This is a genomic window from Clostridium sp. JNZ J1-5, from assembly GCF_053901425.1.
On record NZ_CM132773.1, the window covers coordinates 2134448 to 2161104 of the forward strand.

Consider the following 26657-nt stretch of genomic DNA (forward strand, 5'->3'; position numbering starts at 1 on the left):
TGATTAACTTGGGGAGAAAAATATACCTAGTAGAGGACGAAAAAGCACTAAACTTACTATTAACTAAATATCTTGAAAATGAAGGTTATGAAATTACATCTTTTTTTGATGGCAATTCAGCTAAAGAGAAAATTGGAGATTTACCAGATCTCTGGATTTTAGATATTATGCTTCCTGATATAGATGGATATCAGTTAATTAAAAGTATCAAGGAAAAGAACAAAAATACTCCCGTAATATTTATGTCTGCAAGAAATGAAGAGCTAGATAGGGTAATAGGGTTAGAACTTGGTAGTGATGACTATTTATCAAAACCATTTTTACCTAGAGAATTAGTTATTAGGACAAATAAGTTAATTGAAAGAGTGTATCAAAGCGATAATACTAAAGCACAAAACAAAGTAGACATTGAAGGTTACACTATAGATTACAATCAGAGGTTGGTATTCCTTGGTAGAGATGAAATTCAACTTACAAACAAGGAGTTTGAGCTATTAACATATTTAATTGATAATAGAAACATTGTAGTTTCAAGAGAACAGATACTCCTTAGAGCCTGGGGAAACAATTATTTTGGGTCAGATAGAGTAGTGGATGACACTATTAGAAGGCTTCGTAAGAAAATGGCAAGTATCAACATAGATACGGTTTATGGCTATGGATATAAGTTGGTGATAAAAAATGAGGAAAATTAAGATTAAGTCACTAGCCTTAAGAATTTGGCTTATTTTCACCATTGTAATATTAGCTATTATTCTTAGTATATCTGCAGTATATTTATTTGTAATTAGAAATTTTGAGGAACAAAATAAATTCAATAGCTTAGAAATTGCCCATGAGATTGTATTGAAGGATAGGCCTGAAGGTGAACCTATAAAGGGCGTGAAAGATTTAGAGCTTCTTAAGTTTGTTGATCATTTTGTTGTAGTTAAAGAAAAAAATAGCGAGAAAACAATAAAAGAACCATACAGAAAACATCTAGAGCCAGAAATACAAAATGTTGAAGCTATTAGAAAATGGATGACAACCTTTATTAAAGATGGCCCTATGGAAAAAATAGAGTTTAAAGAGAAATTTAATAATAAAACTTTTCTCTTCATAATTAGCTCAATTAGTAAAGATGCAAAGGAAGATACCTATTTAATTTCTTATCTTGAGCCTAAAGCAGATAATGAAATTCTAGAGAAGGTAGTCTTTATAGGAATAGTATTTATTCTTTTAAGTTTTATAGCAGCTAAGTTTATAGCTAATAGTATTTCTAAACCTTTAAAGCAACTAGAAGAATATACAAAGAGAATATCTAAAAAGGATTGGGCAGAAGCTGTAGAAGTAGATAGATATGATGAAATTGGAAGACTGATGGTGGCTATGAATACTATGCAAAAATCATTAAAGGCTGCTGATGAGGAGGAAAAGCTATTTCTTCAAAGTATCTCCCATGATTTAAAAACTCCTGTAGCAGTTATTATTGGTTATGCTCAAGCAATTATAGATAAGATGTATATAGGCACAGTTGAAGAAACGGCAAATACCATTAAAGAAGAAGCACAGAGATTAGACAAGAAAATTAAACAAATCTTATACTTAAATAGCCTTGATTATGTTATGAAAAATAATAATGAAAGTACAGAAATTAACTTAGATAAATTAGTGGAAAGTATTGCAAACAAGTTTAGGCAAATAAACCCTGAAATAAAATGGAAGGTAGATCTAGAGGAAAGCATAATTCATGGAGATGTTGAAAAAATAAAAGTCTGTATTGAAAACATAGTAGATAATGCAGTTAGATATGCTGCGGAGGAAATTTCAATATCTTTAAAGGTGGAAGATTGCATTACTTTAGAAATATATAATGATGGTGCAAATATTTCCGAAAAGCATAGGAACCATATTTTTGAGAATTTTTATAAAGATAAGAAAGGTAATTTTGGATTAGGCTTAGCTATTTCAAAAAAGATAATGGATTATTATAAAGGGGAAATATCAGCTATAAATAGAGAGAAAGGAGTAAGCTTTATATTAAAGTTTTTTTCTAGTGAAAGAATGGGAAAGGATATGCCAAGACATTAAATAAGAAGTAGGAATCAGCATTACTGATTCCTACTTATAAAATTTTACTATAGCTTTAAAAAGGTCTCCATCTATTTCTATATCAAGTTTTCCACCTTGAAGTTCCACTATACTCTTTGCAATAGCAAGACCCAGACCCGAGCCATCGGTATTTCTAGATTTATCTCCTCTTTTAAACCTTTCAAAGATTTCTTCCACATTAAAATCCATTTCATAAGAGGATATATTTTTTACGGTTAAAGTCACTTTGTTATCATATTCTATAAGATCAATATATACTCTAGTATTTTCTTGAGAATATTTTAGAGCATTATTTATAAGATTATCAAAGACTCTCCAAGTCTTTTTGCCATCTAAGTTAGCATATATTTTCTTATTTGTGCCATTTACTCTAAAGGTTAAGGAAGAATCTTTAATTTTCTCATCAAACTCAGCAAGGGTTTGAGTTAAAAGGGCTGCCACATCTATTTTTTCTATATTCAATTCTATGGCGCCACTGGCTACCTTAGAGGCTTCAAATAAGTCCTCTATAAGTACTTTAAGTCTCTGAGTTTTTCTATCTAGAATGCTTATATATCCTTCCATTTCTTCTTTGGATAAGCCTTCTCTCTTTAGTAAGTCTACATAGTTGATAATAGAAGTCAGAGGAGTTTTAAGATCGTGGGAGACATTTGTTATAAGTTCTGATTTAAGTCTCTCACTTTTCATTTGGCTTTCTATTGATTTTTTAAAGCCTATTTTCATGTTATTAATATTGCTCGCCAGTCTTAAAAGCTTACCGCTGCCTTTTTCATTTATAGTATGATTTAAGTTGCCAGATAATATTTCTTCTGAGCCTTCCAATATTTTATCAAAGAGACCAATTTTCCTAAGGGCATATGGTATATATATAATTAAATATAATCCAATATATAGTATAGATAAAAAGATAAGTATTTCAGTATTAGTACCTATGCCCACTAAGGTTAAACATATAAAGAATCCAAAGAAAGAGGTAAACATAGTTATAAGAAAAGCATTAGTAAAAGTACTTTTATTTTCAAAACTTTTTCTAGTAGTGAAGTTTATTCTATATAATATGCTTTTTTTCCATTGATTTGATAGTTCTTTCCTATCCTTAATAATCCTATAAAAGCTTGCCATATTTATAGACCAATAGAAGGACATTACAGCTATAAAGGTTAGCTTAAATATATGATCAGAATTAATAGGTTTATAGAAAAAGTTTATATTGATAAAATAAACAAGCATAAATAAAAGCAAAATCATAAAAAGAAAAACTCTTAAATCCAGAGGAATTTTTTCTAGAAATTTTATAGTTTTATCTAAATAAATAAATGCCATCTCATTCTTATTTTTTAAGTAGATAATGAAAATAGTCAATGATAAAGCTAAAGATAAGACTAAAAGCAAACCTTCAAAAAGAAGTCTTTGTCTAATGGAATTATAATATTTATAATTTGATACAATCTGGCTATAGCTATTAAGGTTTTCTGGGACTATAAAATATCCTTCCAGATTTGAATTTTTAAAAAAATTATTCATAGACCAAAAATAGTTTGAACTATGAAGTTCTTGAGGAAAGGATATGCTATAAAGAGCATTGTCCTTAATATAATTTTCTATATTTATATTTTTTTCTAAGTTTGTGTGTATTTCCTTTGTATTTTTATTCTTTATATAATATTTTATATCTTCTTTTGATGATAGACTTTCTTTAATTTGTTTATAATCAGCATCTTTATTTGCCAACAACTTTTTTATAGAATTAGCTATATTAATTTCATTTTCTTTCTTTAAGTCTTGAAGTCTCTTGTTTTTAGCGTCAATAAGCAAATTTATTTTTTTAGTATCGCCTGTTTTAGTTGCTTCATTTACGTAGTTTATATAAAGTTTTTCTACATCATCTTGATTCTTTTTTAAGTTATTATTATTTTCTTCTATTATAGAAGAGAGTTCATTTTCACTTAGTTTTTCTTTATCAGGTTTATTTTCATAATCTTTATAATAGGTGTTAATGGATCTAATATTTTGGAAGAGTATATCAATTTCATTTTTAAAAGCATTACTATTAAAGTATGATTCTTTTGCAAAATATCCTTTATGAGTTATGATGTCAAAACTCAGCAAAAGAGAAAGTCCTATTAGATAGAAAAATAATATTAAGACAATTTTGTGTAAAGTTTTATTTTTCGATTTTATATCCAATGCCCCACACCACCTTAAGATATTTAGGTTCTTTAGGATTTATTTCTATTTTTTCGCGAATTCTTCTTATATGTACAGCCACTGTATTTTCGGCGTTGTAGGCTGGTTCCTTCCAAACTTTTTCATAAATCTCTTCAATGGAAAATACCCTCCCCTTATTTTCCATCAAAAGCTCTAGTATTTTGTATTCAATAGCAGTAAGTCTTACTTCTTCATCGTCGATCCTTACAGTTTTAGTATTTTTGTTTAAAGAAAGCCCCCTTACAATTATTTCATCAGAACTATTTTTAAGACTTCCCAAATTCATATACCTTCTAAGCTGGGACTTAACTCGTGCAACTAGTTCTAATGGATTGAAGGGCTTTGTAACATAATCATCCGCACCAACATTTAAACCTAGTATTTTATCTATATCTTCAGACTTAGCTGAAAGCATTATTATAGGTATGTTCTTACTCTCTCTAATCTTAAAAGTAGCCTTAATTCCGTCCATTCTAGGCATCATTATGTCCATTAATATAAGGTGAATATCTTCCTCTTCAATGGTCATTAAGGCATCTATTCCGTCCTTTGCCTTAAAAACCTTTATATCTTCATTTTTTAGGTATATCTCTATGGCATCTCTTATTTCATCTTCATCGTCTACTACTAAAACATTATATTTTGACATATGTATCCCCATCCTTTCTTCCAATATTATACCATCTTTTATCTGATGACTACCATCCGTAATATTCCCACTTCTAAAGTGGGAGATAACGGCTGCTACGTCCCTAGATAAGGGCTTCTAAGCTTCAGTTGGAGAAAAAAACTCCATCTGAAGCAAAGAATCCTCTTTATACCTCCTTACCTACATTCATCTGAGTAGAGAACCCAAATCAAAGATTTGGACTCTCTGCTTTTCTTCAAAGTGGGAGTAAAGAGCGGCTACGTCCCTGGATAACGATTTCTAAGCTTCAGAGGGAGTAAAAACTCCCTCTGAAGCTTAGAAATCTGTTTATCTAATTAGTATAAACAACAGGTATTACAAATTATATTATAAAATCCTTACAAATTTATTAAGAAAGAGTGTTTAGGTTTTTAAAATTTCACATTAAATTTGATTAGAATGAAGAATGTATTATTTTTTTCCATTCATCTTACGTACAAGTTTTACAGAGCCACTAATAAGCAGGATTAAACCTATAATTAAATAAATTATTTTGTAAGCAATATCACTAATGCTTTGCTCACTAGTTATATTAACTAGAACTGGTACTAGAATAATTATCCCAATAAGAATTAATACAATTGGATTTTTATATAAGTTTCTCAAAGGTAGGGGAATTTTACTGGAAGTAATATAGTGTCCTGGATTATAAATGTTTTTTTGATATTCATCAATTTCTTTAATCTGCTTTTCAATGGGATTTAAATCATTTTCATTATGTTGATCGTTCAAGACGACATCTCCTTCCATTATTGTAAATTAATCTCTTACATTATAATATCATATTTATAAATCTAGTTTTAGTACATTTTGTGTCTATAGTTAAGCTGTTATCATTAAAAAAGTGAAATATTTGGTGAACTCATTATTATTTCAATATCCAAAAAATAATGTATTTTTATATTATTTGGATATTTATATGTATAATGTTATAATAAGTTATATATAAGGAGGAAAATAGATTATATGTCTTATGTTTATATGCCTGTTATATTAGCTAATATAATAATAGGAATAAGTGCCATTATATTTAATAAGTATCCTAGCAGAGGACGTTCATTAGAAAAAGCCAAAAAAAAGTATAAAAATGTTGATCAGAAGAAATTAGCACAAGCCGATGGAATTGGATATCTAGTAATTGCCTTAATTTGGATATTTGCTAGTGTAGTGCATGCAAAAAAATCTCAATCATTAGCTGAGCTTATACTAATTCTTTCAATAATTATTGGTGTAGCCTATTTATGGTTAAAAGATGACTTCCTTAATAAAAATAATGGAGGTATTTAGTTTTCATATCTCCATTATCTTTATTAAAAATTATAATTTTTAGAAATGCTAGCAGATTCTTCAGAAGATATTGCAGAAGAATTATCAAAGAAAAAATTTTATTATGAAAGGAAAGTTTTTAGATAGTGTAATAGTAATGAAATAATATAGCTATATATATCATATTAATATCATTAATATGGTTTTAATAAAGATTGTAATTTCTCAAAATCTAACAGTTCCAGAGATTTTATAAGCGACTAAATAATTAAATTTTGGGGGGAGAATAATGACAAGTAGTGGGTTTAGAAAATTATTCTGGGGTTTTTTATTTATATTAATTGATATACCTATAATGAAAATTGATATTTTACCTGATACAATAGGATATATATTTTTTTTGTTAGGTTTTAAAGCTTTAGCTAAAAACAGTAGTTTCTTCATAAAAGGAAAAAACGTTAGCATTATAATGACAATTTTATCTATATTAATTATGTATCAACAAATAATGAATAGTAATAAATTTAGCTTAATCCATTTTGAACTTTTAGAAAAATTAACAATACCTATTAGTTGTATAGCATTAATATTAGAAATATATATGATATATAATTTATTTATGGGTATTAAAGAAATGTGTGAACAAAAAGAAAATAGCCAATTGTACGAAGAAACAGAAGATATATGGGTTAAATATATATATTTAACTATAGGATTTGCTTGTTCTATCTTTGTAATTTTAATTCCGGTAGTTGGAATTATATTTTTGGTTGCTTTAGCAATAGCATCGATTATTTTATTTTTCAAAATTATGAAATTAATGAAAAGATGTGAATATGAATTAGTATAGTTTTTAGATAGTGTAAAATAACCGGTGTATCATATTCCTAAAAGTATTGACACTAGATTGTACACTTTAATTATAAAATCATTACTATTTCAATATCATAAAAATGATATATTTTTATAATGTTTGGATATTTACTAACTGTCTTATTTTTTATCTTGTACTATTTATCTTCTTAATATATTTTATATTAAAATATATTAAGAAGAATAGACGTTAGAAATTAAGCTAGTAGGAGCTTATCGTATATGGCTTCATTATTTTAATTTCCACATCTCGTTGGCTTTAGAAAATAATTCATCAATACCAGCTTTATGTTCTTTAACCTTCTTAACAAAATCTTTATTATCTTTATCTATTGGGTTTATATTTTCATCAACATAAAGTTCATATACTGATTTACCTTCCTTTAATCTAAAGCCATATTTATAACCACCAAATATTTTAGGCCATATAATTAATAGCTCACCTGTTTTCGTATTAGAAATTCCTAAGTTTCCTGTATAATGCAGATAGTCTGGTTTTTTTACATTATATGCATAACCATCTTTTAATACACCGTGTATTCCACCTCTATTTTTAGGTACAGCTTTTAAAAATTTAGTATATTTGATACTTATTATTGAAAACCAACTAATATTTAGAATTACAAATATTAATATAATAAATATAAGGATTCTTTTTCCACTAATCTTACTCATAAATTCACCACTCTATTCCCTTGCTTTTTTATACCCTCATCATGGGTAACCAGTATAATTGTTTTACCTTGTTTATTTAATTGCTTTAAGATATTGAGTACCACTTCTGCATTATTCTTATCAAGGGAACCTGTTGGCTCATCAGCTAATACAATATCACATTTTTTAAGCATTAATCTAGCTAAAGCTACCCTTTGCTGCTCGCCCCCTGATAATGTATACACCTTTTTGCCTATTTTCTCCTTCAACCCTACAATTTGCAAAGCATCTTCTATTGATAAATCTGTTTTACAATCTTTACGTATAAGCTTTAAATTTTCTTTAACAGTCTTGTTATCAACTAGTGCAAAGTTTTGAAATAAGAAACCTATTTTTGTTCTAAAGTAATTTAGATGATTTTTTTTATTCCTAATGTCTATACCATCAACAATTATTTCACCACTATCTATTTTTTCAATCGCTCCAATCATATTTAATAAAGTTGTTTTACCGCAACCGCTATCACCTGAAAATATGATAAAATCCCCAGTTTCTATTTCTAAATTGAAATCTTGAAATACCACTTTATCATCAAATTTTTTGGTTAAGTGCTTTATTTCAATCATAAAGTTCCTCCTTTCAATATTTTTTGGATTTTAGAATTTTCAATTTTATGTATATAAAGTGTAGTAATAGTCAATTCTAATATTAATATGATAAATCCTCCAAGAGCTAAATAATATGCTTCATTTAATTTCATTATTATGGCAATAATGATTGCTATCAATATACTTAATATTGTAGTAATAACTGTCATTAGAATAATTTTACTATTTTTTTCTAATATACTATACCCAAGGACTTTCTTAATAGAAAGCTCAATAGCATTTACTTCATATTCTAATCTAATAATTGAATTAATAATAATAACTTCTAAAAGTAAAATTAAAATACTAAATACTAGATTAATATATAAAATTCTTTTAGCAATAATCCAGCTATTTTCATATTTTTTTAAAGCATTTGTTTTATTAACATTTTCATATTGTAAATTATGGGCTGCTAAAAATTTATTAAACTCAATCAAGTCCTCATCTGAGGATATTTTATATATAGTATCTTTTAAATAATCTAATCTTCTTACATCTTGATTAATATCATTATTCTGAATTTTAACTTTATCCGCTGATAGGTTATTATATATAATAACAGGATTCTTAAGTGACTCACTTCCATATACAATATCCCTATCTATTCCAACAATATCTATATTATCATTGTAATAAATTACATCATAATCATAGATAAAGTTATCTCCTTCATTAAATTTTATATATGCTTTTAGTGTATTGATAATTTCAGAATTGCCTTTCATATTTTTAGGTAATAAAAAATAAATTTCTTTATCTAAATCAATATCTCTCAATTCATCTATTTTACTTGATAAATATTTATAAGCATTTTTGTTTGCCAAAACGCCTTCTGATTGTAAGAAGTCGGAAATATTTTTCAGTGTAGTTGCATGAAATTTCTCAAAGAATTCTCTGTAAAATGGTGCCTGTACACTCGCAATTTCACCTAGGCTATCGTTGGTAGAGCCATCACTATTTCTAACTAATGTAGATTTGAAGTTAATATAGTTGTAATCTGAATGTTCTTTAAAAAAAGATCTTTGCTTATAAAAACCATAACATTCGGAGATAACTACCATATTACTAGATATAATAAGTATAGTAATAATAGTTGTAACTAACTTTAAACCATAATTAAGGGATAGTAGATTTTTAGAACCTTTTTCATTTGAAAAAACTTTTTTTATGTCGTAAAAGTATAAATTTAAATTTAATAACCCGTTAATACATAGTAAAATAATAAATGATATAATAGAAATTTTAATGTTGAAGAACACGTAAGTATATTTTGATAGGGCAGATAATACACCTATGAAAATTATTACAAATACTAAAGAATCTAAGAGAATATTGTTCCAAATAATTTTACTTATTTCTTCTCCCATGGAAATTCTAATGACATTTTCTTTTTTATGAGAAATAATATCATAAAAAGATAATAATAAAATAATAGTAATTATGAGTATCCATATAGCAATTGTGTTATTTCTTGACTCTTTATCAATATAGCCTTGTTTAGGATGATTGCCTGCGTACTTGGAAATTAGATCCATCTTAAATTGATGAATATTTTCTTTACTGCCAATAACATAATAATCATGTATATTCTCAATTCCATGTATATTCTTAATATCATTAAATTTAAAGTTTATATTTCCTAAAAAAAGACTTTTATATTCTCCTTCAAATATATTGGAATTTTCATTTATATATTTTTCAGCACTTGATGTTCCATAAATATCATACTTAGAAAGGTAAAAACTTGGATGTGATTTTATGAAAGTAAATACCTGAACCTCATTACGCTCAGCTGAATTCATGATATCATTAACCATTTCTTCACTAGTTGTACCACTTTGTAAATATAAAGTAGTATTAGCATATGGAGTATAAAAATTATCTAAATAGAAAATATGACTTTCACCTATAATTAAAAAGCCTATAAAAATAATGCAAAAACTAATAATATATTTAATCCATTTCAAAATACATTCCTCATTCCTTAATTATATATATGTAAAATTATGTATTGTCAATAAACTTCAAATGTTAAAGTATATAATATTGGCCCATCAGTAGAAGCATATTTTTACACTGATTTTTTAACGAGTATATATGGATATTTAAAAGTATACTTTGATATTGCGATATAATTTATAAAGAAGCTTTTAAAAATATTACTTCTATAAGATTGTGTATATATGGATATATATAAAGCTTAGCAAGAATCAATGACAAATTTAATAAAATCCCAGTCTTGTAATATCTTAAATTTCTATTATGTCTATTCTTTAATAATCCTATAAAACCTATCGTTATACCGAATATATTTATTAACATACAATAAATTAAAAACCTAAAAAAATAAGCTCCTTTAATATTAATATTAACTACATAAAATAAATCAAAAATCCCAACTAAAATAGCTATAAGAATAGATATAATTCCTAAGTTTTTAAGTTGATTAAATCTCATGTTAACCTCCTTGTATAAAAAATACTAGATTGAATTTATGGACTATTTCTATTATAATATTTAGTATATTTTGGTATATAAATTATATTATACCATTATTTATGTAGAATGTATTTTATAAGTTCAATAAAAAAGATATTAATCAAAAAGGAGTCAATAATTTAATGGAAAACATATATGCGATTATGCCATTTATTTTTTATCTTGTACTATTTATTTTCTTAATATATTTTATATTAAAATATATTAAGAAAAATAGACGTTAAAAATTAATCCAGTAGGAGTTTATAGAGAAGATAATAGTACAAGCAACGACGGCATTGCTTTACCTAATTTTAAGGTGCTAAAAGTAAGAAGGTATAACAGAAGAAGAAGCAAAAAGTATATTAGTGGCTTCTAAAAACAATATAGAAATTATAAAAGAAAAGTATCAAATTGCTAGAACATCAAGAAAACCTATTGATACTATAGTCGGATTTTTAACACCAGCAATGACATTGAGGTATATCGGTATAACTAAAGACGTTATAAATGACGTTTATGATGGTTTAAACTTATGATTATAAGTTTAAATATACAGCATAGGTTAGTTTATGAATCTTTGTAGCAATAGATTACATAAATAATTTTTAAAATATAAAGTTAGATTTTCATAAAATTTCCTTAAAATTTTACAAAAAACTTGTAAAGTAATCATTGATGATTTATTATAAAAATATCTAGTATTACAATAATATGAAGATTTGAGGAAGTATGGTTAAAATGAGTAAAAAATCAAGAGAATTTGAAATTCCAAATATAGAATTGAATATAGCAGAAAATATTAGTTATGAAAAAGTTAGTTAGCAATGAGTTAAAAGAATTAAATAATATTGCAGTACCATTAATAATTCAATCAGTAGCAGGATTAATTATAGGTCTTACTGATCAAGCTATGGTGGGCAGAATATCTATATTCGCATATAGTGCAGTAGGAGTTATAATGTCATTGTTATCACTGCTAGCAGGTGTTTTAGGGTTTACATCTGTAGTATTTAATATTAATGGAGCAAAGGCTTTAGGAAAAGATGATAGTGTAGATTTTCAAGATGAGTTTAGTTCATGCCTAATACTTAACATATTAATAGGATTAACTTTTTTTATTATAATAATTTTATTTCAAAAACCACTATTAATACTTTTATATGGATTCAAAGGGAGAATATTGGAAGAAGCTGTAGCTTATTCAATAATAATGAGTGTTTATATAATTATTCAATTGCTATTGTTTAGCTTTTCAGCTTTATTTAAAATAAAAAAAATGACTAAATGGATTTTAATAGGGTCAACTAGTGCTTCTATAATAAATTTAATTTTAGACTATGGTCTCATATTTGGAAATTTTGGACTCCCAAAGTTAGAAGTTAAAGGGGCAGCTATCGGAACAATTTTATCCTTAATCATAAATTTATTATTTTATATATGTATATGTAGAAAATATGTACAGTTTAATTATAAAAAGATAGAGATTTATAAATTTAAAATTAAGAATAATATAAAAAAAAGCATTCCATTAATGGGACAAGATATATTAGAGGGAAGCATTTTTATTATTGCAACTAATGCTATTATATCGAGAATCGGAGTAATTGAAATATCAGCATATTTAATACTTACACAATTAATAAATATTATATTAATTCCTATGTATATGTATGGTTCAGCAACCCTTACTTTAATTAGTAAAAATGATGGAAAAAATAATGAAGAATCATTAATTAATATTCCTAAATTAAGCATATTATTATCTATAGCTATATATTTATCTTTGTCTATTCTATTTTTAATATTTAGAGAATATCTACCTAGATTGATTACTAATGACAAAGAAGTAATTTTAATTGCTAGTAACTTATTAATATATATAATTATGTCTAATATATTTAATCCATTTTGTACTATTTACAAATATTCTTTGCAATCATTGAATGAAAGTAACTTTGTTTTATTTAATACAGCAAAAGTAAATTTTATATCATTGTTTCTCATGCTTTTTTCAGTATATATTTTAAAAATCCAACTATACGGTATATTTATATCATTATTTCTTAATTATCTTATTATTTTTGTTATCTATTTAAAGAAGTATAATAGTTGTATTGCAAAAAAATTCAACGCTTGTAATATAGAAAATATGAAAATTAACTAATCTGATAGTATGCTCAACTTCATAAATAAAAACAGGTATTGTTATAGTAGTAATTTAATAATACCTGTTTTTTTATTTCATAATAAAAAAGCTAGATAATGGAACTGTACTTTTAGTCAAGGGGCCTATAAGTGCAGCCACAGAATTTAAGGAGTGCATTGTTAAAGAGCTTTATATGAACTTTTTCATCTAAAATAATCCTGCGAAGTATAGCCTGAACGTGTGGATCGTGAATCATACGGATATGCTTTTCATACTCATAAATAGCTTTATACTCTGAATCAATGTCGGCTTTTAATCTATCACAAACATTCATGCCATAATGTACAAAGTTTCCATTCCAGAAGTTGCCGCAAGTGCTATACGAACCGGCGATAACAGGATTTCCACCAAGCTTTTTTATGGTATCTGCTAACATTTCCATATGGTGCATTTCTATAATAGATATGTTTTCAAGTAAATCCCCAAGCTCCTTATCAATATCCTTAAAGAAAAAATGATGATAAAGATATTGGCTAATAGCAGTAAATTCACTGGTTAGCCCTGCATAGTCGTCCATAAGTAGACTAGCATAATAAAGGTTTGGCTCAAGTACCCTTATTTCAGGATATGGGGAAGTGGCTGCATATTTATCACGCTTATGAATATGTTCTTCATGGTTGATTTCGCTCAAAATATATTCCTCCAATATATAGATTTATCATTAATATATACTTTTATTGAGTTAAGATTATGACTATACTTGGAGGAACATAATTTTATTCAAAAAAGGATATGGTATTATACAAGATTACTAAGTCGTCAATACCTTTAGAATTGGCTAGTTCCTTTATATCTTCAGAATAATAGCGAGGATCTACCATGTATATTTCATCATAATGAGCAGTTAAAAAAGGTACAAGACTATTTGCATAGGAATCTTTTATTATCAATAATTTTTTATGGGTACCTGCATCAAAAGTTATTTTTATAAGAGGATGATTCCCATTAAAGAAAACAGTATACTTGTCTTTCTTATTTAAATTATCCATCTCATATAGAGTATTTGTAGTTTTGTTTTCTTCTACATATTCAACTTTAATATTCTCTTGCTTTTTAGGCTTATATAGTTCTATATAGTCAGGAGGTATATGTCTAAAGTTTCCCTTAGAATAGAGAGAGCCATAAAAGTTATCTGTAACATCTGTAATATTATAATAATCTTCAGTATTGGGTGTAATTCCTAAGGTAGCAGCTAATCTTTTATAGGCATAGTAAGCACCTTTTGTAGTCCAGTGATGATCTGTTTTATAAAAAATGTATTCATCTTTTTTAGAATAAAGAGTATCATATACATCAACAAATTTAATACTGTCATTTAGAGAAGATTTAACCTTATGAATATAAACAAGCTGCTCGTCAACAGGAGCATTGTCAGGAAGCTTTTCTTCTAAAATTTCAGTACTATTAGGAACTAACATAAAGTACTTATTAACTGATGGAAGATTTGTAGCAAGAGAGTTTATTTCTCTAACCTTTTTATCTAGCATATCCTCACTCGGGGCAGAAAATTTTTGAATCAGGTAATTATCCTTTCCTAAAAATACTCCATTGCTGTCTTTTTTGCCCAAAGTTCTATCTGCACTAGATTTTAGTCCTATCCACAAATTTCTTCCTATAAATTGATCTGATATGTATTTTTCAAAGTCTGAGGTATAATCATTAAACAATAATTTATTAAAAGAGAACTGAGGCTTTTGTTCTAATTTTCTATTTTCAAGTTCTGAAAAATTTATATCTACATTTATAGTATTCAATATAAGTATAGAGATTAAAAATAGTGTAAATCCAATAATTATGGTGCGTTTATAAAGTTTTTCATAGGCATTCAAAGCAATGTCCCTCCTGTGTGGTGATTAAAATCTAAAGTATAGAAAAGGGTTATAGGTATCATTAACCAAGTATGATGTAGATATAAAAATAAGAACTAAGTAAACTAAGGGAATAGCAATTGCTTTCCACAGAGATAAATTTTTCTTAATATTTCTCATTACCCTTTCAGGTATTGGAGTTGAGAATAGTATTAAGATTATAAATAAAATAAAGTTAGTAGAAATATAGTAAAGAGCAGTGTTGTCTACTAAATTATTTCCACCAAGTCCAAACATAGTTTTTATGAAGCTGAAGCCAGTTCTTATGCTGTCAAATTCAAAGAATACCCATCCTATTATTACTACAATCATGGTATATAGATGAGCTGCAAAAGATGGCAGTTTACTTAGAAAAGATTTTAAGAAGATCTTTTCTAATGTAACAAATACCCCAAAATATATTCCCCACAATACAAAGTTCCAACTGGCTCCATGCCAAAGTCCAGTTAGAAACCATACTATAAAGAGGTTTCTATATTGTTTTAAATTTCCGCATCTATTTCCTCCTAGAGGGATGTACACATATTCTCTAAACCAAGAGCCTAAGGAGATATGCCATCTTCTCCAAAATTCAGTGACGCTTTTAGAAATATAGGGATAATTGAAGTTCTTCATAAGTTCAAAGCCGAACATTCTTCCAAGACCTATAGCCATGTCTGAATAACCACTAAAATCAAAATATATTTGGAAGGTAAAAGCCATTATACCAAGCCAAGATGTTAATACTGAAAGCTCATTTAGAGGAGTTGCTTTTATAGAACTCCAAAGGATACCTATATTGTTTGCAAGAAGTACCTTTTTACATAGACCTCTCGTGAATATTTCAATTCCGGCACCAAATTTAGAAATGCTCTCTTCTCTCTTATACAGCTGCTTTGCAATGTCTCCGTACTTTACAATAGGTCCTGCAACTAGTTGAGGGAACATAGTAACGTAAGTTCCAAAATTTATTATATTCTTCTGAACTTCCACCTTTCCTAAATATACATCTATAACATAGGACATAGTTTGAAAGGTATAAAAGGAGATTCCAACTGGAAGGGGAAGGCTTTTAACAGCTAATTTTAAGTTGAATAAACTATTTAGGTTGTCTACAAGGAATCCATAGTACTTGAAGAATCCTAGTATTCCTAAGTTTATTACTATAGAATTTATAAAAACAAGCTTTGCTATTTTGCCTTTCTCTCTATACTTTTCAATTAATAGTCCATTAAAATAGTCAAATACTGTGGAGAATATCATAATACAAATATATACAGGCTCTCCCCAAGCATAAAATATAAGGCTAGCTATAAAAAGTATTAAATTTCTCCAAGATTTTGGTGCTAGGTGATATAGTAACAGGGTTATTGGTAAAAACATAAATAGAAATATAAGACTACTAAAAACCAACTTTGTCTACCTCCAGTTTGTCTAATTATTATTTAAAAGAAGCTTCAAAAGAGTTTACTATTTTATCAACGTCTTTTGATATAGCTAAAATTATATAATTATCTTTTATTTTTATTTGATTTTTTTCTATAATGTAATATTCTTCTGGAAGATAATCCTTAAAACTCTTACCTTGAGCTTTAACTCTCTCTTCTAGTTTTGATTTTATATCATCTAATTGATTAGGATCTTTCACTTTTATAATGGCAATTTCATCAGCCTTTAAATTTGAAGGTGCTGTATACAAAACAAATTCCGCTATGTCCTTAGAATCTATGTTATATAGCTTTTTTAATTTATTTTCATCTGCTTTTCTCATTTCTTTAATATCAACATTTTCTTTTATCGTAGCTTCTATTGCTGCTACAGTTGGGGTTTTGTTAACTTTAGAGTTGTCTTTTTTTCCTGAACATGCAGTTAAGGAACTTAAAGCAACGATTAATATGACTCCTAGTGCTAGAAAATTTTTTAATGTTAGGCTTAAACTTTTTTTCATATTTAGCTTCCTTTCTATGATTAATAATGCTGCGATTTTAGTTTTGTATAAGGTGAGGAATACTTTGCCTATAATTTTATACGTTATTTTTTATGAAATTGGTCCATAATTCGTAAAAATTATATTTAAAATGTATTCCATCAGGTTCATATAAATCTTTATTTGAAGAGTCTAATATAGCTGATACATCTAAATAATTTATTTTTTCTTCCTCAGCAAGTTCAATTAAAGTCTCATTAAATGAATTAACCCTAGTAGTTGAGAGGTTAGGCTGCTTATTTTCTACTGATTTTTTTACTGGAAGAATAGACTGAACATAAATGTTTGTGGTTGGTGATTTTGATTTGATTATTTCTATAAGATTTTTATAATTTTTTTTGAAGTCTTTACTGTCCATACCACCTTCTAAATCATTAGACCCAAGAAGTATAAACAAATACCTAGGTTTTGATTTTATTATGCTATCTAAATGATTTTTTGCATCATATATTGCAAGTCCTTTTATTCCAACAACTCGAGATTCATCTAGGAAATCATAAAAAGATATGCTTTCTGTAATGGAATCTCCTAAGAACATAGATTCATTAAGCACATTCTTATTGGCTCTAGATTTATTTGATATATTCTGATCAGCTGCTTTCACTGTAGTTTCTGGTTCTGGAGTAACTTTCTTTTCAGTTAGCAGCTTTTCAGTGGATGCCTTATTTTTTGATGTTTCTTCAGCCTTAGAAGATACTTTTGGTTTTTCTGAAAGAAGTTTTTTTTCACTTTGCACAGTAGTTTTAGAATTAACAGCTGCACTATCATCAGAATGACTTTTAGCTATTCCGGGATTCTTTATTAAAGTGAAAGTTAAAAGTATTAAAATAGATAGACAAGTGGTAGAAGTCATAAATCTTTTCTTTTGTTTAATCCTTATTTTTGCTCTCTTGCTTTGTCCTTTCATAGATGTTCATCTTCCTTCCAAAATAATGTTTTTACCAATTTTAAATTATACTACTATAAAGCTAATATAAAGTAACAAAAGAGTTACCGATTAGAGCTTTTTAAAACTTTTATTATATAGTGAAATTTTCATTACAGATGCCAGTATATACAAGTTATGAATCCATACGGTTATTTGCTATAATTAATAAATAACAGAAATGACATTGTGCTAATTTAGGGGGTATTATCTTGGAGAGTAACTTTCAGTTTCTAAATGACAAATGGTCCATACTAAGTGAACTTGGAAGTCTAGCAGAGAGAAATCTTTATAGAGATTCAAATACATCATTAATAAAACTTGGTATGTTCGGTGAACTTATAGTAAAATACATATTTGCTTTTGAAGGAATAGATGAACCAAATGAGGATAATACGCATGTCGCAAGAATTAGGATTTTGAAGAAGGGTGAGCTTTTACCTGATGAAATAGATAATATTTTATATATGTTGAGGAGAAAGAGAAACGATGCTGCCCATGAAGGCTATGAATCTATAGAAGAGGCAAAAGAGCTATTAAATTTAGCATATAAACTAGGAATATGGTTTATGCAGGTTTATGGTGATTGGGGTTTTGAACCAAAAGAATTTATTATGCCTAGAGAAGAGCAAACATATAAGGAATTTAATGAGATAGCTAAGGATTATGAAGAGAGACTAGCCAAACTCCAAGTAGAACTTGAAGAACTTAAAGAAGCCCAAACTCAGAAAGAGATTCTTGAGAGAAGAAAGAAATCTTCAATAGCAGCACAGAGCATAGAGTTTACAGAAGCTCAAACAAGAAATCTTATTGATGCACAGTTAAGAGAAGCTGGATGGGAAGCAGATACTAAAGAATTAAGATACTCTAAAGGAATAAGGCCAGAAAAAGGAAGAAATATGGCTATTGCAGAATGGCCTACTTCTTCAAAAGAAAAGACTAATGGATTTGTAGATTACGCTCTTTTTATAGGAACAAAACTTGCAGCAGTTATTGAAGCAAAGAAGAGCTCAAAGGATGTTATTGGTAACATGGTGGAAAGCAAGATTTATGCTAAAGGAATAAAGGCTGAACATAATGAATATGTAATCTCTAGCTGGGGAGAGTACAAAGTGCCCTTTTTATTCGTGAGTAATGGTAGAAAATATATAAGTGAAATAAAAGAAAAGAGTGGAGTTCATTTTTTGGATTGCAGAAAGAGCACAAATCATCCTAAAGCACTTCATGGATGGTATTCACCTGAAAAGCTTAAGGATATGCTTGCACAGGATTTAGATAAATCAAATAAAAAATTAGAAGATTTGTCTTTTAATCTATTGATAAATCAGGAGGGGGTAGGCCTTAGATATTATCAGGTAGAGGCTATAAGAGCTGTAGAAAAAGCAATAATAGAAGGTAGAAAGTCCGCATTAATTACTATGGCTACAGGTACAGGAAAGACAAGAACAGTTCTTGGGCTTATATACAGGTTGTTATATACTCAAAGATTTAAAAGGATTTTATTTTTAGTTGATAGAACGGCATTAGGAATCCAGGCAAAGGAAACCTTTGATGAAGTTAAAATTGAAAATCTACAGACTTTAAATCAAATATATAATATAAATAGTTTAGAAGATAAAACTATGGAAAGAGAGACTAAAGTCCATATAGCCACAGTACAGGCTATGGTAAAAAGGATTATGTATTCATCAGAGAATAATATACCATCTGTTGGAGACTATGATTGTATTATCGTGGATGAAGCACACAGAGGATATATATTAGATAGGGAAATGACTGATGGAGAAGTTGAGTTTAGAGATAATAGGGATTTTGTAAGTAAATATAAGAAGGTTATAGAATATTTTGATGCATTTAAAGTAGGGTTAACGGCCACTCCAGCCCTCCATACTACTCAAATATTTGGAGCACCTGTCTATAACTATACCTATAGAAATGCAGTAATAGATGGATACTTAGTAGATCACGAGCCGCCACATATAATAAAAACTAAGCTTATGGAAGAAGGTTTGCATTATAATAAGGGGGTAGTGGTACCTAAATATGATAACACAACTGGAGAAGTTATAAATAGTGAAGAAATTCCTGATGATCTGGAATTTGATATAGATGATTTTAATAGAAAAGTAATAGTAGAAAGCTTTAATAGAGAAGTGTTGAGAGAAGTGGCTAAATATTTAAGTCCTGATGGAGAAGAGAAGGCCTTAATATTTGCCTCTAACGATGCTCATGCGGACATAATAGTAAGACTTTTAAAAGAGATTTATGATGAACTTTTAGGTGGAGTAGATGATGACGCAATTCAAAAGATAACAGGCTCTATAAAAGACACTGATCTTGCTATAAAGAAATTTAAGAATGAGAAATATCCAACTATTGCAGTAACCGTTGATTTGCTCACTACAGGAATAGATGTACCAAAGATAACAAAGCTAGTATTTTTAAGAAGAGTTAAATCAAGAATCCTATATGAACAGATGCTTGGAAGAGCTACAAGACTGTGTGAAGATATAAATAAGACTCACTTTGAAATCTTTGACTGTGTAAATATTTATGAAGCACTATCAGAGGTTACAAACATGAAGCCAGTTGTAGTGGATAAAAAGGAAGATTTTAAGACCTTAATAGAAAATTTAAAAAGAGCTTCTTCAGATGAGGAGAAGAAAAATGAAATGAACAAGATAATAGCAAAACTTCAAAGAAAGAAAAAACTCATAAGAAATGAAGAAAGAGAAATATTCAAAAGTTTAAGCGAAAATAAGACGCCAGATGAATTTATTGAGGATTTAAAAAGACTATCAGTAGAAGATGGCATGAAACTTATTATAGAAAGAAACAGCTTAATAGAATATTTAGATGAAAAAAGTATAAGTCACAGCTATACCTATGTATCAAAAGAAGAGGATGTTTTAGTGGAGCACTCAAGAGGCTATGGAAATGGCAAAAGACCAGAGGACTATTTAGAAGAGTTTAAGGCATTTATTGAAGAGAATAAAAACAAAATTTTGGCTCTTGAAATTGTATGCACAAAACCTAAGGATTTAACAAGGGAATCATTAAAAGGCTTAAAGACTGTACTTGATTATAATGGGTTTAATGAGGAATATTTAAGAACTGCATGGAAAGATTTAAAAGATGAAGATATTGCAGCAGATATAATATCCTTTATAAGACAACAAGCCTTAGGGAGTGCTTTAATTCCAAAGGAAGAAAGGGTGAGAGGGGCAGTTCAAAAGATAAGAAAAGAATACAATATTACTCCACTGCAGGAACCTTGGCTTAAAAGAATTGAGGAATTTATGATAAAGGAAGTTATAATAGATAGTGAAGTATTTGAAATAGGTAATTTCAAAAGACAAGGCGGTTTTAACAGATTCAATAAAATATTTGATGGAAAGCTTGAACAAATAATTGATGACATTAAGGAGAATATGTTCAACGAAAGGGGACTTGCGTAATATGAATAACGGAGAGATTGTAAATAAACTTTGGAATCTATGTAATGTGCTAAGAGACGATGGTATAACTTATCATCAATATGTTACAGAGATTACTTATATATTATTCTTAAAGATGGCAAAAGAAACAGGAGCAGAAGGGAAAATTCCAGAGCAGTATAGATGGGATGAGCTAGTTAGAAGAGATGGAACTGAACTTAAGAAATTTTATAAAGAGTTATTAAATTACCTTGGAGATCATGGCCAAGGAAGAATAAGCGAGATATATAGCGGGGCGGCTTCAAATATAGATGAGCCTAAGAACATAGAAAAGATCATTAAATCTATAGATGCTCTAGATTGGTATAGTGCAAAGGAAGAGGGACTAGGTAATTTATATGAAGGACTTCTTGAAAAAAATGCTTCTGAGAAAAAATCTGGGGCAGGGCAATACTTTACTCCAAGAGCACTTATTAATGTTATGGTAAAGCTTATGGACCCAAAACCAGGTGAAAGATGTAATGATCCTGCAGCAGGGACCTTTGGATTTATGATTGCAGCAGATCATTATATAAAAGAAAATACTAATAACTTAGATGACTTGGACTTGGATCTACAGGAATTTCAGATAAGAGAAGCACTTTCAGGATGTGAACTAGTACATGATACTCATAGATTAGCCCTTATGAATGCTATGCTTCATGATATTGAAGGAAAGATATATTTAGGGGACACCCTTTCTAACTTGGGTAAGGAAATGAAGAACTATGATGTGGTGCTGTCAAATCCTCCCTTTGGAACTAAAAAAGGTGGAGAGAGGGCTACAAGAGATGACTTAACATATATAAGCGGAAATAAACAGCTTAATTTCCTTCAACATATATATCGCTCATTAAAACAAGATGGAAAGGCAAGGGCAGCAGTTGTACTTCCAGATAATGTTTTATTCCAAGAAGGTGATGGAGCTAATATAAGAAGAGACTTAATGGATAAATGCAATCTTCACACAATATTAAGACTTCCAACAGGAATATTCTATGCTCAAGGAGTTAAAACTAACGTTTTATTTTTTACAAGGGGAAGAGAGGATAAAGACAATACAAAAGAGATATGGTTTTATGATTTGAGAACTAATATGCCTTCATTAGGTAAAACTAATCCATTAAAGGAAGAACATTTTGAAAGCTTTATAAAGGCATATACTGCAGAGGATAGAAGAGCAATTCAAGATGAAAGATGGTCCGTATTTACAAGGGAAGAAGTAGAGAAAAAGGGAGATAGCCTAGATTTAGGACTTATAAAGGATGAGTCTATACTGGACTATGAAAACCTTCCAGATCCAATAGAATCTGCAGAAGATGCAGTAACAAAGCTTGAAGAGGCAACAGATTTGCTTATGAGTGTAATTAAAGAATTAAAGAGCTTAGAGAATAGATAATTTGAAAGTTTAAGTGTCATAGACAGGAGAGATAATATGGCTAAAGGGAAAAACATACTAGAAGAGACTAAAGATCCTAATAAAATAAAAGAGATACTCCATGAGATACCTAAACACTGGACTTGGGCGAAGTTTGGAAGTGTCTGTAAGCTATATAATGGATATGCTTTCAAAAGTAAGGATTACGGAGAAAAAGGTATACCATTAGTTAGGATATCAAATATTGATAACTTTAAAGTAGTATTTAGTGAAGACAATACAGTTTATATAGATGAAGTACAACTAAATGAAAAGTTCATTGTGAAAAGTGGAGACTTACTTATTGCTATGTCAGGGGCTACCACAGGTAAAACTGGGGTATACAGTTTGAAGGATACAGCCCTGCAAAACCAACGGGTAGGAAATATTAAGATTATAGATGAAGAGCTAATAGATGAGAAGTTTAGAAATTATTTTATAGCATATAAAAGTAGAGAAATATTAGACTTAGCCTATGGTGGAGCTCAGCCCAATATTAGTGCTGCAATAATTGAAGGACTAGATATTGCTCTGCCTCCAATAGAAGAACAAAGAAGAATATCCAAAATAATAGAGAACATTTTTGAAAAGCTCCATAAAACAAAAGAGATTTTAGAGGAAGCAAGAGAAGGAATAGAAAAGAGAAGGGCAGCGATTTTATACAAAGCTTTTAATGGAGAGCTTATAGATTTTAAAGAAGCTAGAGAAATAGTGCTAAAAGATTGTATAACTTTCGTAAGTGAGAAGTGGGAGCCAGGTGAAGCTGAAGAAGTTAAGTATTTAGGACTGGAAAATTTTGAATCTGGTAAAGGAATTACAAGTGTTGGCAGTTCTAAGGGGTTAAAGAGCGCTAAGAATGTATTTAAAGAGGGAGACGTATTATACGGAAGGCTGAGACCTTATCTTAATAAGCATGATATAGCTGAGTTTAGCGGCATATGCTCCACTGACATATTGGTTATAAGAGCTAAGGAAGAAGTTTTACCTGAATACATAAATTATTATTTTGATACAATAGAGTTTATTGATTATGCAGTAGGAAATTCAAATGGAATAAACTTACCTAGAGTATCTGCAAAAACTATAGGGGATAAGATAATAAAGCTACCACCTTTAGAAACCCAAAGAAGGTTAGTGGATACCCTTCACAGCATATTCACATTAGAAACTAGAGCAGAGGAAATTATAAATCTTGAAAATCAGATAGAATTAATTAAAAGTTCTATACTATCTAAGGCTTTTAGAGGGGATTTAAGTTCCTTGTATTAGTAATAAATTAGTAGTAAAATAGTATAAAATATTTAATAAAGTCAATACTGTAAACAAAGGTGGTGACTAGTATTATGGATAATATGATTAGTGAATTTAATTCTAGATATTTAACTAAAAAAGAACTTCAATATAGGTTACCAAAAGATATAGATATTGATGAGTTTTGGGAAACTTTAATGGAAGAGAGAAAGAAGAGCTCAATTTCAATTCCGCTTAAGGATCAAAAGAATGAGAATTTTTGGTTCAACATAACGGAAAATATAAAAAAAAATATAGAAATAATAGAGAAATCTGCTACAGAAGATTTATTCAAATCTGTTCCTTTTAATATAGAAGTTTCTGTAATTATAGATTCACTTATAGATGAAGCGTACAGTTCAAGTGTTATTGAAGGAGCCTTTTCTACTAAAAGAAGAACTAAAGAAATGGTAGAGAAAAACCTAGAACCTAAAGATAAAAGCGAAAAAATGATTTTAAATAATTTTTATGCATTAAAATATATAATTGAAAATATAACCACTCCCTTAGATGAGAACATGATAATTAATATATATAAAATTCTTACTGAGGGAACCTTAGAGGAAGATGAAATAGTTGAAAAATATAGAAATGACTTTGTAGGGGTATGGGATCTTAGCAAAGGAAACTACAGTTACAAGGCTCCACACCACACTGAAGTACAATTGCTTATGGATTCTTTGATAAGTTTTATTAGAAACAATACTGAACTTCATCCATTAATAAAAGCTTGCATAATACATTTTTATTTTGTATATGTACATCCCTTCTTTGATGGAAATGGAAGAACAACTAGGGCTATATCATATATGTATCTTATTCAGGAAGGATATGAATTTTTTAAATTTTTCTCAATATCAAGTTTAATTAATGAGGAGAGAAAAAAATATTATGAGGCTATTGAAAATACTGAAATATATGATAGTGATATGACTTATTTTATAGATTATTATTTAAGTATGATAGTTAAGTCCATAGAAAGAATTAAAGTTCACTTTAAAAAAGAATTTGGTAAAAAGCTAATAAAGGATATGATGGATAAGGCAGGTATATTTCTAAATCCACGACAAACAAAAATAATTAACTTCTTCATAACTGCAGATAAAAATATAATTTCTGCTGAAGAATACAAAAAGAAAAATAAAATATCCTACGAGACAGCTAGAACAGACTTAAATGATTTAGTTGATCTTGGCTTCTTTAGAAAAGCAAAGATAGGAAAGAAGTATATATACAGATTCAATCCACTTGAGGATATTATAAAAAGTATTGAGAACAATTTTAAAGACTTTGCATAGTAATTATGAGGAGATCAGCCTATGGAATATATAAGAAACAAAAGATGGATTGAAGACTTAGATATGCTGTCAATAGAACTTCCCAAAAGACACGAGAATTTATTCTTTTATAAAGATAGAGATGAATTTTACAGAGAAATAGAGATCTTAAAAAGAGATATAAATTACTATGATGACTATGAAGTGAAAGTTGAAATCTCAAAGATAGTGGCATCTATTAAAGATGCCCATACATTTGTTACTCTCCCTGTAAGGGTTTTATGTCCACTTCAGTTTTACTGGTTTAAAGATGGGGTATATGTAATAAATACTTTAAAGGAACAACAAGACCTCCTATATTCCAAGGTGTTAGCCATAAACCATATACCTATAGAAGAGATTATAGGGACTTTAAGTAAAGTTATATCCTACGAAAACGAAAGCTATCTTAAATCACAACTTCCAAAATATTTGCCAGCTACAGAATTACTTTATGGACTTGAAATTATAGATGAATTTGATTATGTCCACATTACTTTTGAAGACAGGTGTAAAAATATAAGAACGCTGGCTATAAAAGCACTTCCAATAAATGAGGTAAATGAAAAACTGAAATTGAAGATAAACAATGGAACTGAAAGTATTAGCCTGCCTCTCTATAGACAAAACCTAGATAAATATTATTGGTTTAAATATTTAGAGGATTTTAAAACTGTCTATTTTAAATATAATGCCTGCAGAAATATGGGAAATAAAAGTGTACATGAATTTGGAAAAAAGTTAATCAGTTTTATAAATAAAAATTCTGTAGAGAAGCTTGTAATAGATTTAAGAAACAATTTTGGCGGTGACTCTACTCTTTTAGACCCTTTTATTGAGAAACTAAAGGCTTGTGAAAAGCTGAATGAAAAGGGCAAGCTATTTGTAATAGTAGGACGTGAGACCTTTTCTTCAGCTCTATTAAATGCCCTTTCATTAAAAAAAGAAACTAATGCAATTTTTATAGGGGAACCTACAGGAGGAAAACCAAACTGCTATGGAGAAGTGGAGAGATTTAAGCTGAAAAACTCAGGACTCCAAATAGCTTATTCAACTAAATACTATAGAGTTATTGAAGATGACAAGGTGCTTTCATTTATTCCAGATATAAATGTGGAGATAGGTATAGAGGAATATGTAAGTAAAGAAGATCCTTGTTTAGAATACATTTTAGAAAATTATAGTAGAGTATATTATTCCAGTAAGGGTATTTAAGAGCTTAGAGGAAAAGAATGAATTTATGAGAATAACATCACAAAAATCCACCAAATAAACTGGTGGA

The 26657-nt window shown here is 28.6% G+C and carries 23 protein-coding genes; 11 read left to right on the plus strand and 12 right to left on the minus strand.

Annotated features, from left to right (window positions below; translation table 11 throughout):
* The first annotated feature begins 8 nt into the window (after positions 1–8).
* Positions 9–695, plus strand: coding sequence for a response regulator transcription factor (locus ACWW38_RS10460; protein ID WP_456257492.1), 687 nt, complete (start codon positions 9–11; stop codon positions 693–695).
* Positions 682–2070 carry a sensor histidine kinase gene (locus ACWW38_RS10465; RefSeq protein ID WP_456257493.1) on the plus strand — a complete coding sequence of 463 codons (1389 nt, stop codon included), beginning with the start codon at positions 682–684 and terminating at the stop codon, positions 2068–2070. Before ACWW38_RS10460 ends, ACWW38_RS10465 begins: the two co-directional genes overlap by 14 nt.
* Before the next feature lie 30 nt (positions 2071–2100).
* On the opposite strand, the gene ACWW38_RS10470 is transcribed toward ACWW38_RS10465, so the two are convergent.
* The 3 genes from ACWW38_RS10470 to ACWW38_RS10480 all read right to left on the minus strand — a co-directional run bounded on the left by ACWW38_RS10470 (position 2101) and on the right by ACWW38_RS10480 (position 5719).
* Positions 2101–4278, minus strand: a complete 2178-nt coding sequence (locus ACWW38_RS10470; protein ID WP_456257494.1) for a sensor histidine kinase — start codon at positions 4276–4278, stop codon at positions 2101–2103.
* Entirely contained in the window at positions 4256–4948 is a 693-nt protein-coding gene (locus ACWW38_RS10475) for a response regulator transcription factor (protein ID WP_456257495.1), read from the minus strand. The genes ACWW38_RS10470 and ACWW38_RS10475 overlap by 23 nt, the downstream gene beginning before the upstream one ends.
* 450 nt (positions 4949–5398) lie before the next feature.
* Complete coding sequence (locus ACWW38_RS10480) at positions 5399–5719, minus strand: hypothetical protein (protein WP_456257496.1); 321 nt, start codon at positions 5717–5719, stop codon at positions 5399–5401.
* Positions 5720–5953: 234 nt separating this feature from the next.
* On the opposite strand from ACWW38_RS10480, the gene ACWW38_RS10485 reads away from it, so the two are divergent.
* Positions 5954–6274 (plus strand): hypothetical protein, encoded by a 321-nt coding sequence (locus ACWW38_RS10485; protein WP_456257497.1) that lies wholly within the window; start codon positions 5954–5956, stop codon positions 6272–6274.
* A 268-nt stretch (positions 6275–6542) separates the two neighbouring features.
* Positions 6543–7103, plus strand: a complete 561-nt coding sequence (locus tag ACWW38_RS10490; RefSeq protein ID WP_456257498.1) for a hypothetical protein — start codon at positions 6543–6545, stop codon at positions 7101–7103.
* Positions 7104–7357: 254 nt separating this feature from the next.
* On the opposite strand, the gene ACWW38_RS10495 is transcribed toward ACWW38_RS10490, so the two are convergent.
* The 4 genes from ACWW38_RS10495 to ACWW38_RS10510 all read right to left on the minus strand — a co-directional run bounded on the left by ACWW38_RS10495 (position 7358) and on the right by ACWW38_RS10510 (position 10887).
* On the minus strand, positions 7358–7801 hold the full coding sequence (locus tag ACWW38_RS10495; RefSeq protein ID WP_456257499.1) for a hypothetical protein: 444 nt from the start codon (positions 7799–7801) through the stop codon (positions 7358–7360).
* Positions 7798–8406 carry an ATP-binding cassette domain-containing protein gene (locus tag ACWW38_RS10500; RefSeq protein WP_456257500.1) on the minus strand — a complete coding sequence of 203 codons (609 nt, stop codon included), beginning with the start codon at positions 8404–8406 and terminating at the stop codon, positions 7798–7800. The genes ACWW38_RS10495 and ACWW38_RS10500 overlap by 4 nt, the downstream gene beginning before the upstream one ends.
* Positions 8403–10397 carry a DUF1430 domain-containing protein gene (locus ACWW38_RS10505; protein ID WP_456257501.1) on the minus strand — a complete coding sequence of 665 codons (1995 nt, stop codon included), beginning with the start codon at positions 10395–10397 and terminating at the stop codon, positions 8403–8405. Before ACWW38_RS10505 ends, ACWW38_RS10500 begins: the two co-directional genes overlap by 4 nt.
* A 169-nt stretch (positions 10398–10566) precedes the next feature.
* A complete protein-coding gene (locus ACWW38_RS10510; protein ID WP_456257502.1) occupies positions 10567–10887 on the minus strand; it encodes a hypothetical protein in 321 nt (106 codons plus the stop codon).
* A 389-nt stretch (positions 10888–11276) separates the two neighbouring features.
* Here ACWW38_RS10510 and ACWW38_RS10515 point away from each other — a divergent pair, with 389 nt between their 5' ends.
* Both ACWW38_RS10515 and ACWW38_RS10520 read left to right on the plus strand, forming a co-directional pair.
* Positions 11277–11447, plus strand: coding sequence for a hypothetical protein (locus tag ACWW38_RS10515; protein ID WP_456257503.1), 171 nt, complete (start codon positions 11277–11279; stop codon positions 11445–11447).
* 269 nt (positions 11448–11716) lie between these two features.
* Positions 11717–13075, plus strand: coding sequence for an MATE family efflux transporter (locus ACWW38_RS10520; RefSeq protein WP_456257504.1), 1359 nt, complete (start codon positions 11717–11719; stop codon positions 13073–13075).
* Between the two features lie 112 nt (positions 13076–13187).
* Here ACWW38_RS10520 and ACWW38_RS10525 read toward each other — a convergent pair whose 3' ends face one another.
* The 5 genes from ACWW38_RS10525 to ACWW38_RS10545 all read right to left on the minus strand — a co-directional run bounded on the left by ACWW38_RS10525 (position 13188) and on the right by ACWW38_RS10545 (position 17858).
* A complete protein-coding gene (locus ACWW38_RS10525) occupies positions 13188–13748 on the minus strand; it encodes a ferritin-like domain-containing protein (RefSeq protein ID WP_456257505.1) in 561 nt (186 codons plus the stop codon).
* Positions 13749–13833: 85 nt separating this feature from the next.
* On the minus strand, positions 13834–14946 hold the full coding sequence (locus tag ACWW38_RS10530; RefSeq protein WP_456257506.1) for a DHHW family protein: 1113 nt from the start codon (positions 14944–14946) through the stop codon (positions 13834–13836).
* A gap of 24 nt (positions 14947–14970) precedes the next feature.
* The gene (locus tag ACWW38_RS10535) at positions 14971–16377 is read right to left on the minus strand and encodes an MBOAT family O-acyltransferase (protein ID WP_456257507.1); all 1407 of its coding nucleotides are present in this window, start codon (positions 16375–16377) and stop codon (positions 14971–14973) included.
* A 28-nt stretch (positions 16378–16405) separates the two neighbouring features.
* On the minus strand, positions 16406–16912 hold the full coding sequence (locus tag ACWW38_RS10540) for a DUF4358 domain-containing protein (protein WP_456257508.1): 507 nt from the start codon (positions 16910–16912) through the stop codon (positions 16406–16408).
* 76 nt (positions 16913–16988) lie between these two features.
* Positions 16989–17858, minus strand: a complete 870-nt coding sequence (locus ACWW38_RS10545; RefSeq protein WP_456257509.1) for a GDSL-type esterase/lipase family protein — start codon at positions 17856–17858, stop codon at positions 16989–16991.
* 230 nt (positions 17859–18088) lie between these two features.
* On the opposite strand from ACWW38_RS10545, the gene hsdR reads away from it, so the two are divergent.
* The 5 genes from hsdR to ACWW38_RS10570 all read left to right on the plus strand — a co-directional run bounded on the left by hsdR (position 18089) and on the right by ACWW38_RS10570 (position 26590).
* Positions 18089–21334, plus strand: a complete 3246-nt coding sequence (hsdR, locus tag ACWW38_RS10550; protein ID WP_456257510.1) for a type I restriction-modification system endonuclease — start codon at positions 18089–18091, stop codon at positions 21332–21334.
* Between the two features lies 1 nt (position 21335).
* The gene (locus ACWW38_RS10555; protein WP_456257511.1) at positions 21336–22751 is read left to right on the plus strand and encodes an N-6 DNA methylase; all 1416 of its coding nucleotides are present in this window, start codon (positions 21336–21338) and stop codon (positions 22749–22751) included.
* A gap of 36 nt (positions 22752–22787) precedes the next feature.
* A complete protein-coding gene (locus ACWW38_RS10560; protein ID WP_456257512.1) occupies positions 22788–24038 on the plus strand; it encodes a restriction endonuclease subunit S in 1251 nt (416 codons plus the stop codon).
* Between the two features lie 74 nt (positions 24039–24112).
* Entirely contained in the window at positions 24113–25357 is a 1245-nt protein-coding gene (locus ACWW38_RS10565) for a Fic family protein (RefSeq protein ID WP_456257513.1), read from the plus strand.
* Between the two features lie 21 nt (positions 25358–25378).
* A complete protein-coding gene (locus ACWW38_RS10570; RefSeq protein ID WP_456257514.1) occupies positions 25379–26590 on the plus strand; it encodes a hypothetical protein in 1212 nt (403 codons plus the stop codon).
* The last annotated feature ends 67 nt before the right edge of the window (positions 26591–26657 follow it).

What these genes read in the sequence shown, in the direction of transcription:
- ACWW38_RS10490 (WP_456257498.1), top strand. Translation starts at nt 6,543, where the DNA reads ATGACAAGTAGTGGGTTTAGAAAATTATTCTGGGGTTTTTTATTTATA.
- ACWW38_RS10570 (WP_456257514.1), top strand. Translation starts at nt 25,379, where the DNA reads ATGGAATATATAAGAAACAAAAGATGGATTGAAGACTTAGATATGCTG.
- ACWW38_RS10475 (WP_456257495.1), bottom strand. Translation starts at nt 4,948, where the DNA reads ATGTCAAAATATAATGTTTTAGTAGTAGACGATGAAGATGAAATAAGA.
- ACWW38_RS10510 (WP_456257502.1), bottom strand. Translation starts at nt 10,887, where the DNA reads ATGAGATTTAATCAACTTAAAAACTTAGGAATTATATCTATTCTTATA.
- ACWW38_RS10555 (WP_456257511.1), top strand. Translation starts at nt 21,336, where the DNA reads ATGAATAACGGAGAGATTGTAAATAAACTTTGGAATCTATGTAATGTG.
- ACWW38_RS10545 (WP_456257509.1), bottom strand. Translation starts at nt 17,858, where the DNA reads ATGAAAGGACAAAGCAAGAGAGCAAAAATAAGGATTAAACAAAAGAAA.
- ACWW38_RS10495 (WP_456257499.1), bottom strand. Translation starts at nt 7,801, where the DNA reads ATGAGTAAGATTAGTGGAAAAAGAATCCTTATATTTATTATATTAATA.
- ACWW38_RS10565 (WP_456257513.1), top strand. Translation starts at nt 24,113, where the DNA reads ATGGATAATATGATTAGTGAATTTAATTCTAGATATTTAACTAAAAAA.
- ACWW38_RS10540 (WP_456257508.1), bottom strand. Translation starts at nt 16,912, where the DNA reads ATGAAAAAAAGTTTAAGCCTAACATTAAAAAATTTTCTAGCACTAGGA.
- ACWW38_RS10520 (WP_456257504.1), top strand. Translation starts at nt 11,717, where the DNA reads ATGAAAAAGTTAGTTAGCAATGAGTTAAAAGAATTAAATAATATTGCA.
- ACWW38_RS10500 (WP_456257500.1), bottom strand. Translation starts at nt 8,406, where the DNA reads ATGATTGAAATAAAGCACTTAACCAAAAAATTTGATGATAAAGTGGTA.
- ACWW38_RS10485 (WP_456257497.1), top strand. Translation starts at nt 5,954, where the DNA reads ATGTCTTATGTTTATATGCCTGTTATATTAGCTAATATAATAATAGGA.
- ACWW38_RS10560 (WP_456257512.1), top strand. Translation starts at nt 22,788, where the DNA reads ATGGCTAAAGGGAAAAACATACTAGAAGAGACTAAAGATCCTAATAAA.
- ACWW38_RS10465 (WP_456257493.1), top strand. Translation starts at nt 682, where the DNA reads ATGAGGAAAATTAAGATTAAGTCACTAGCCTTAAGAATTTGGCTTATT.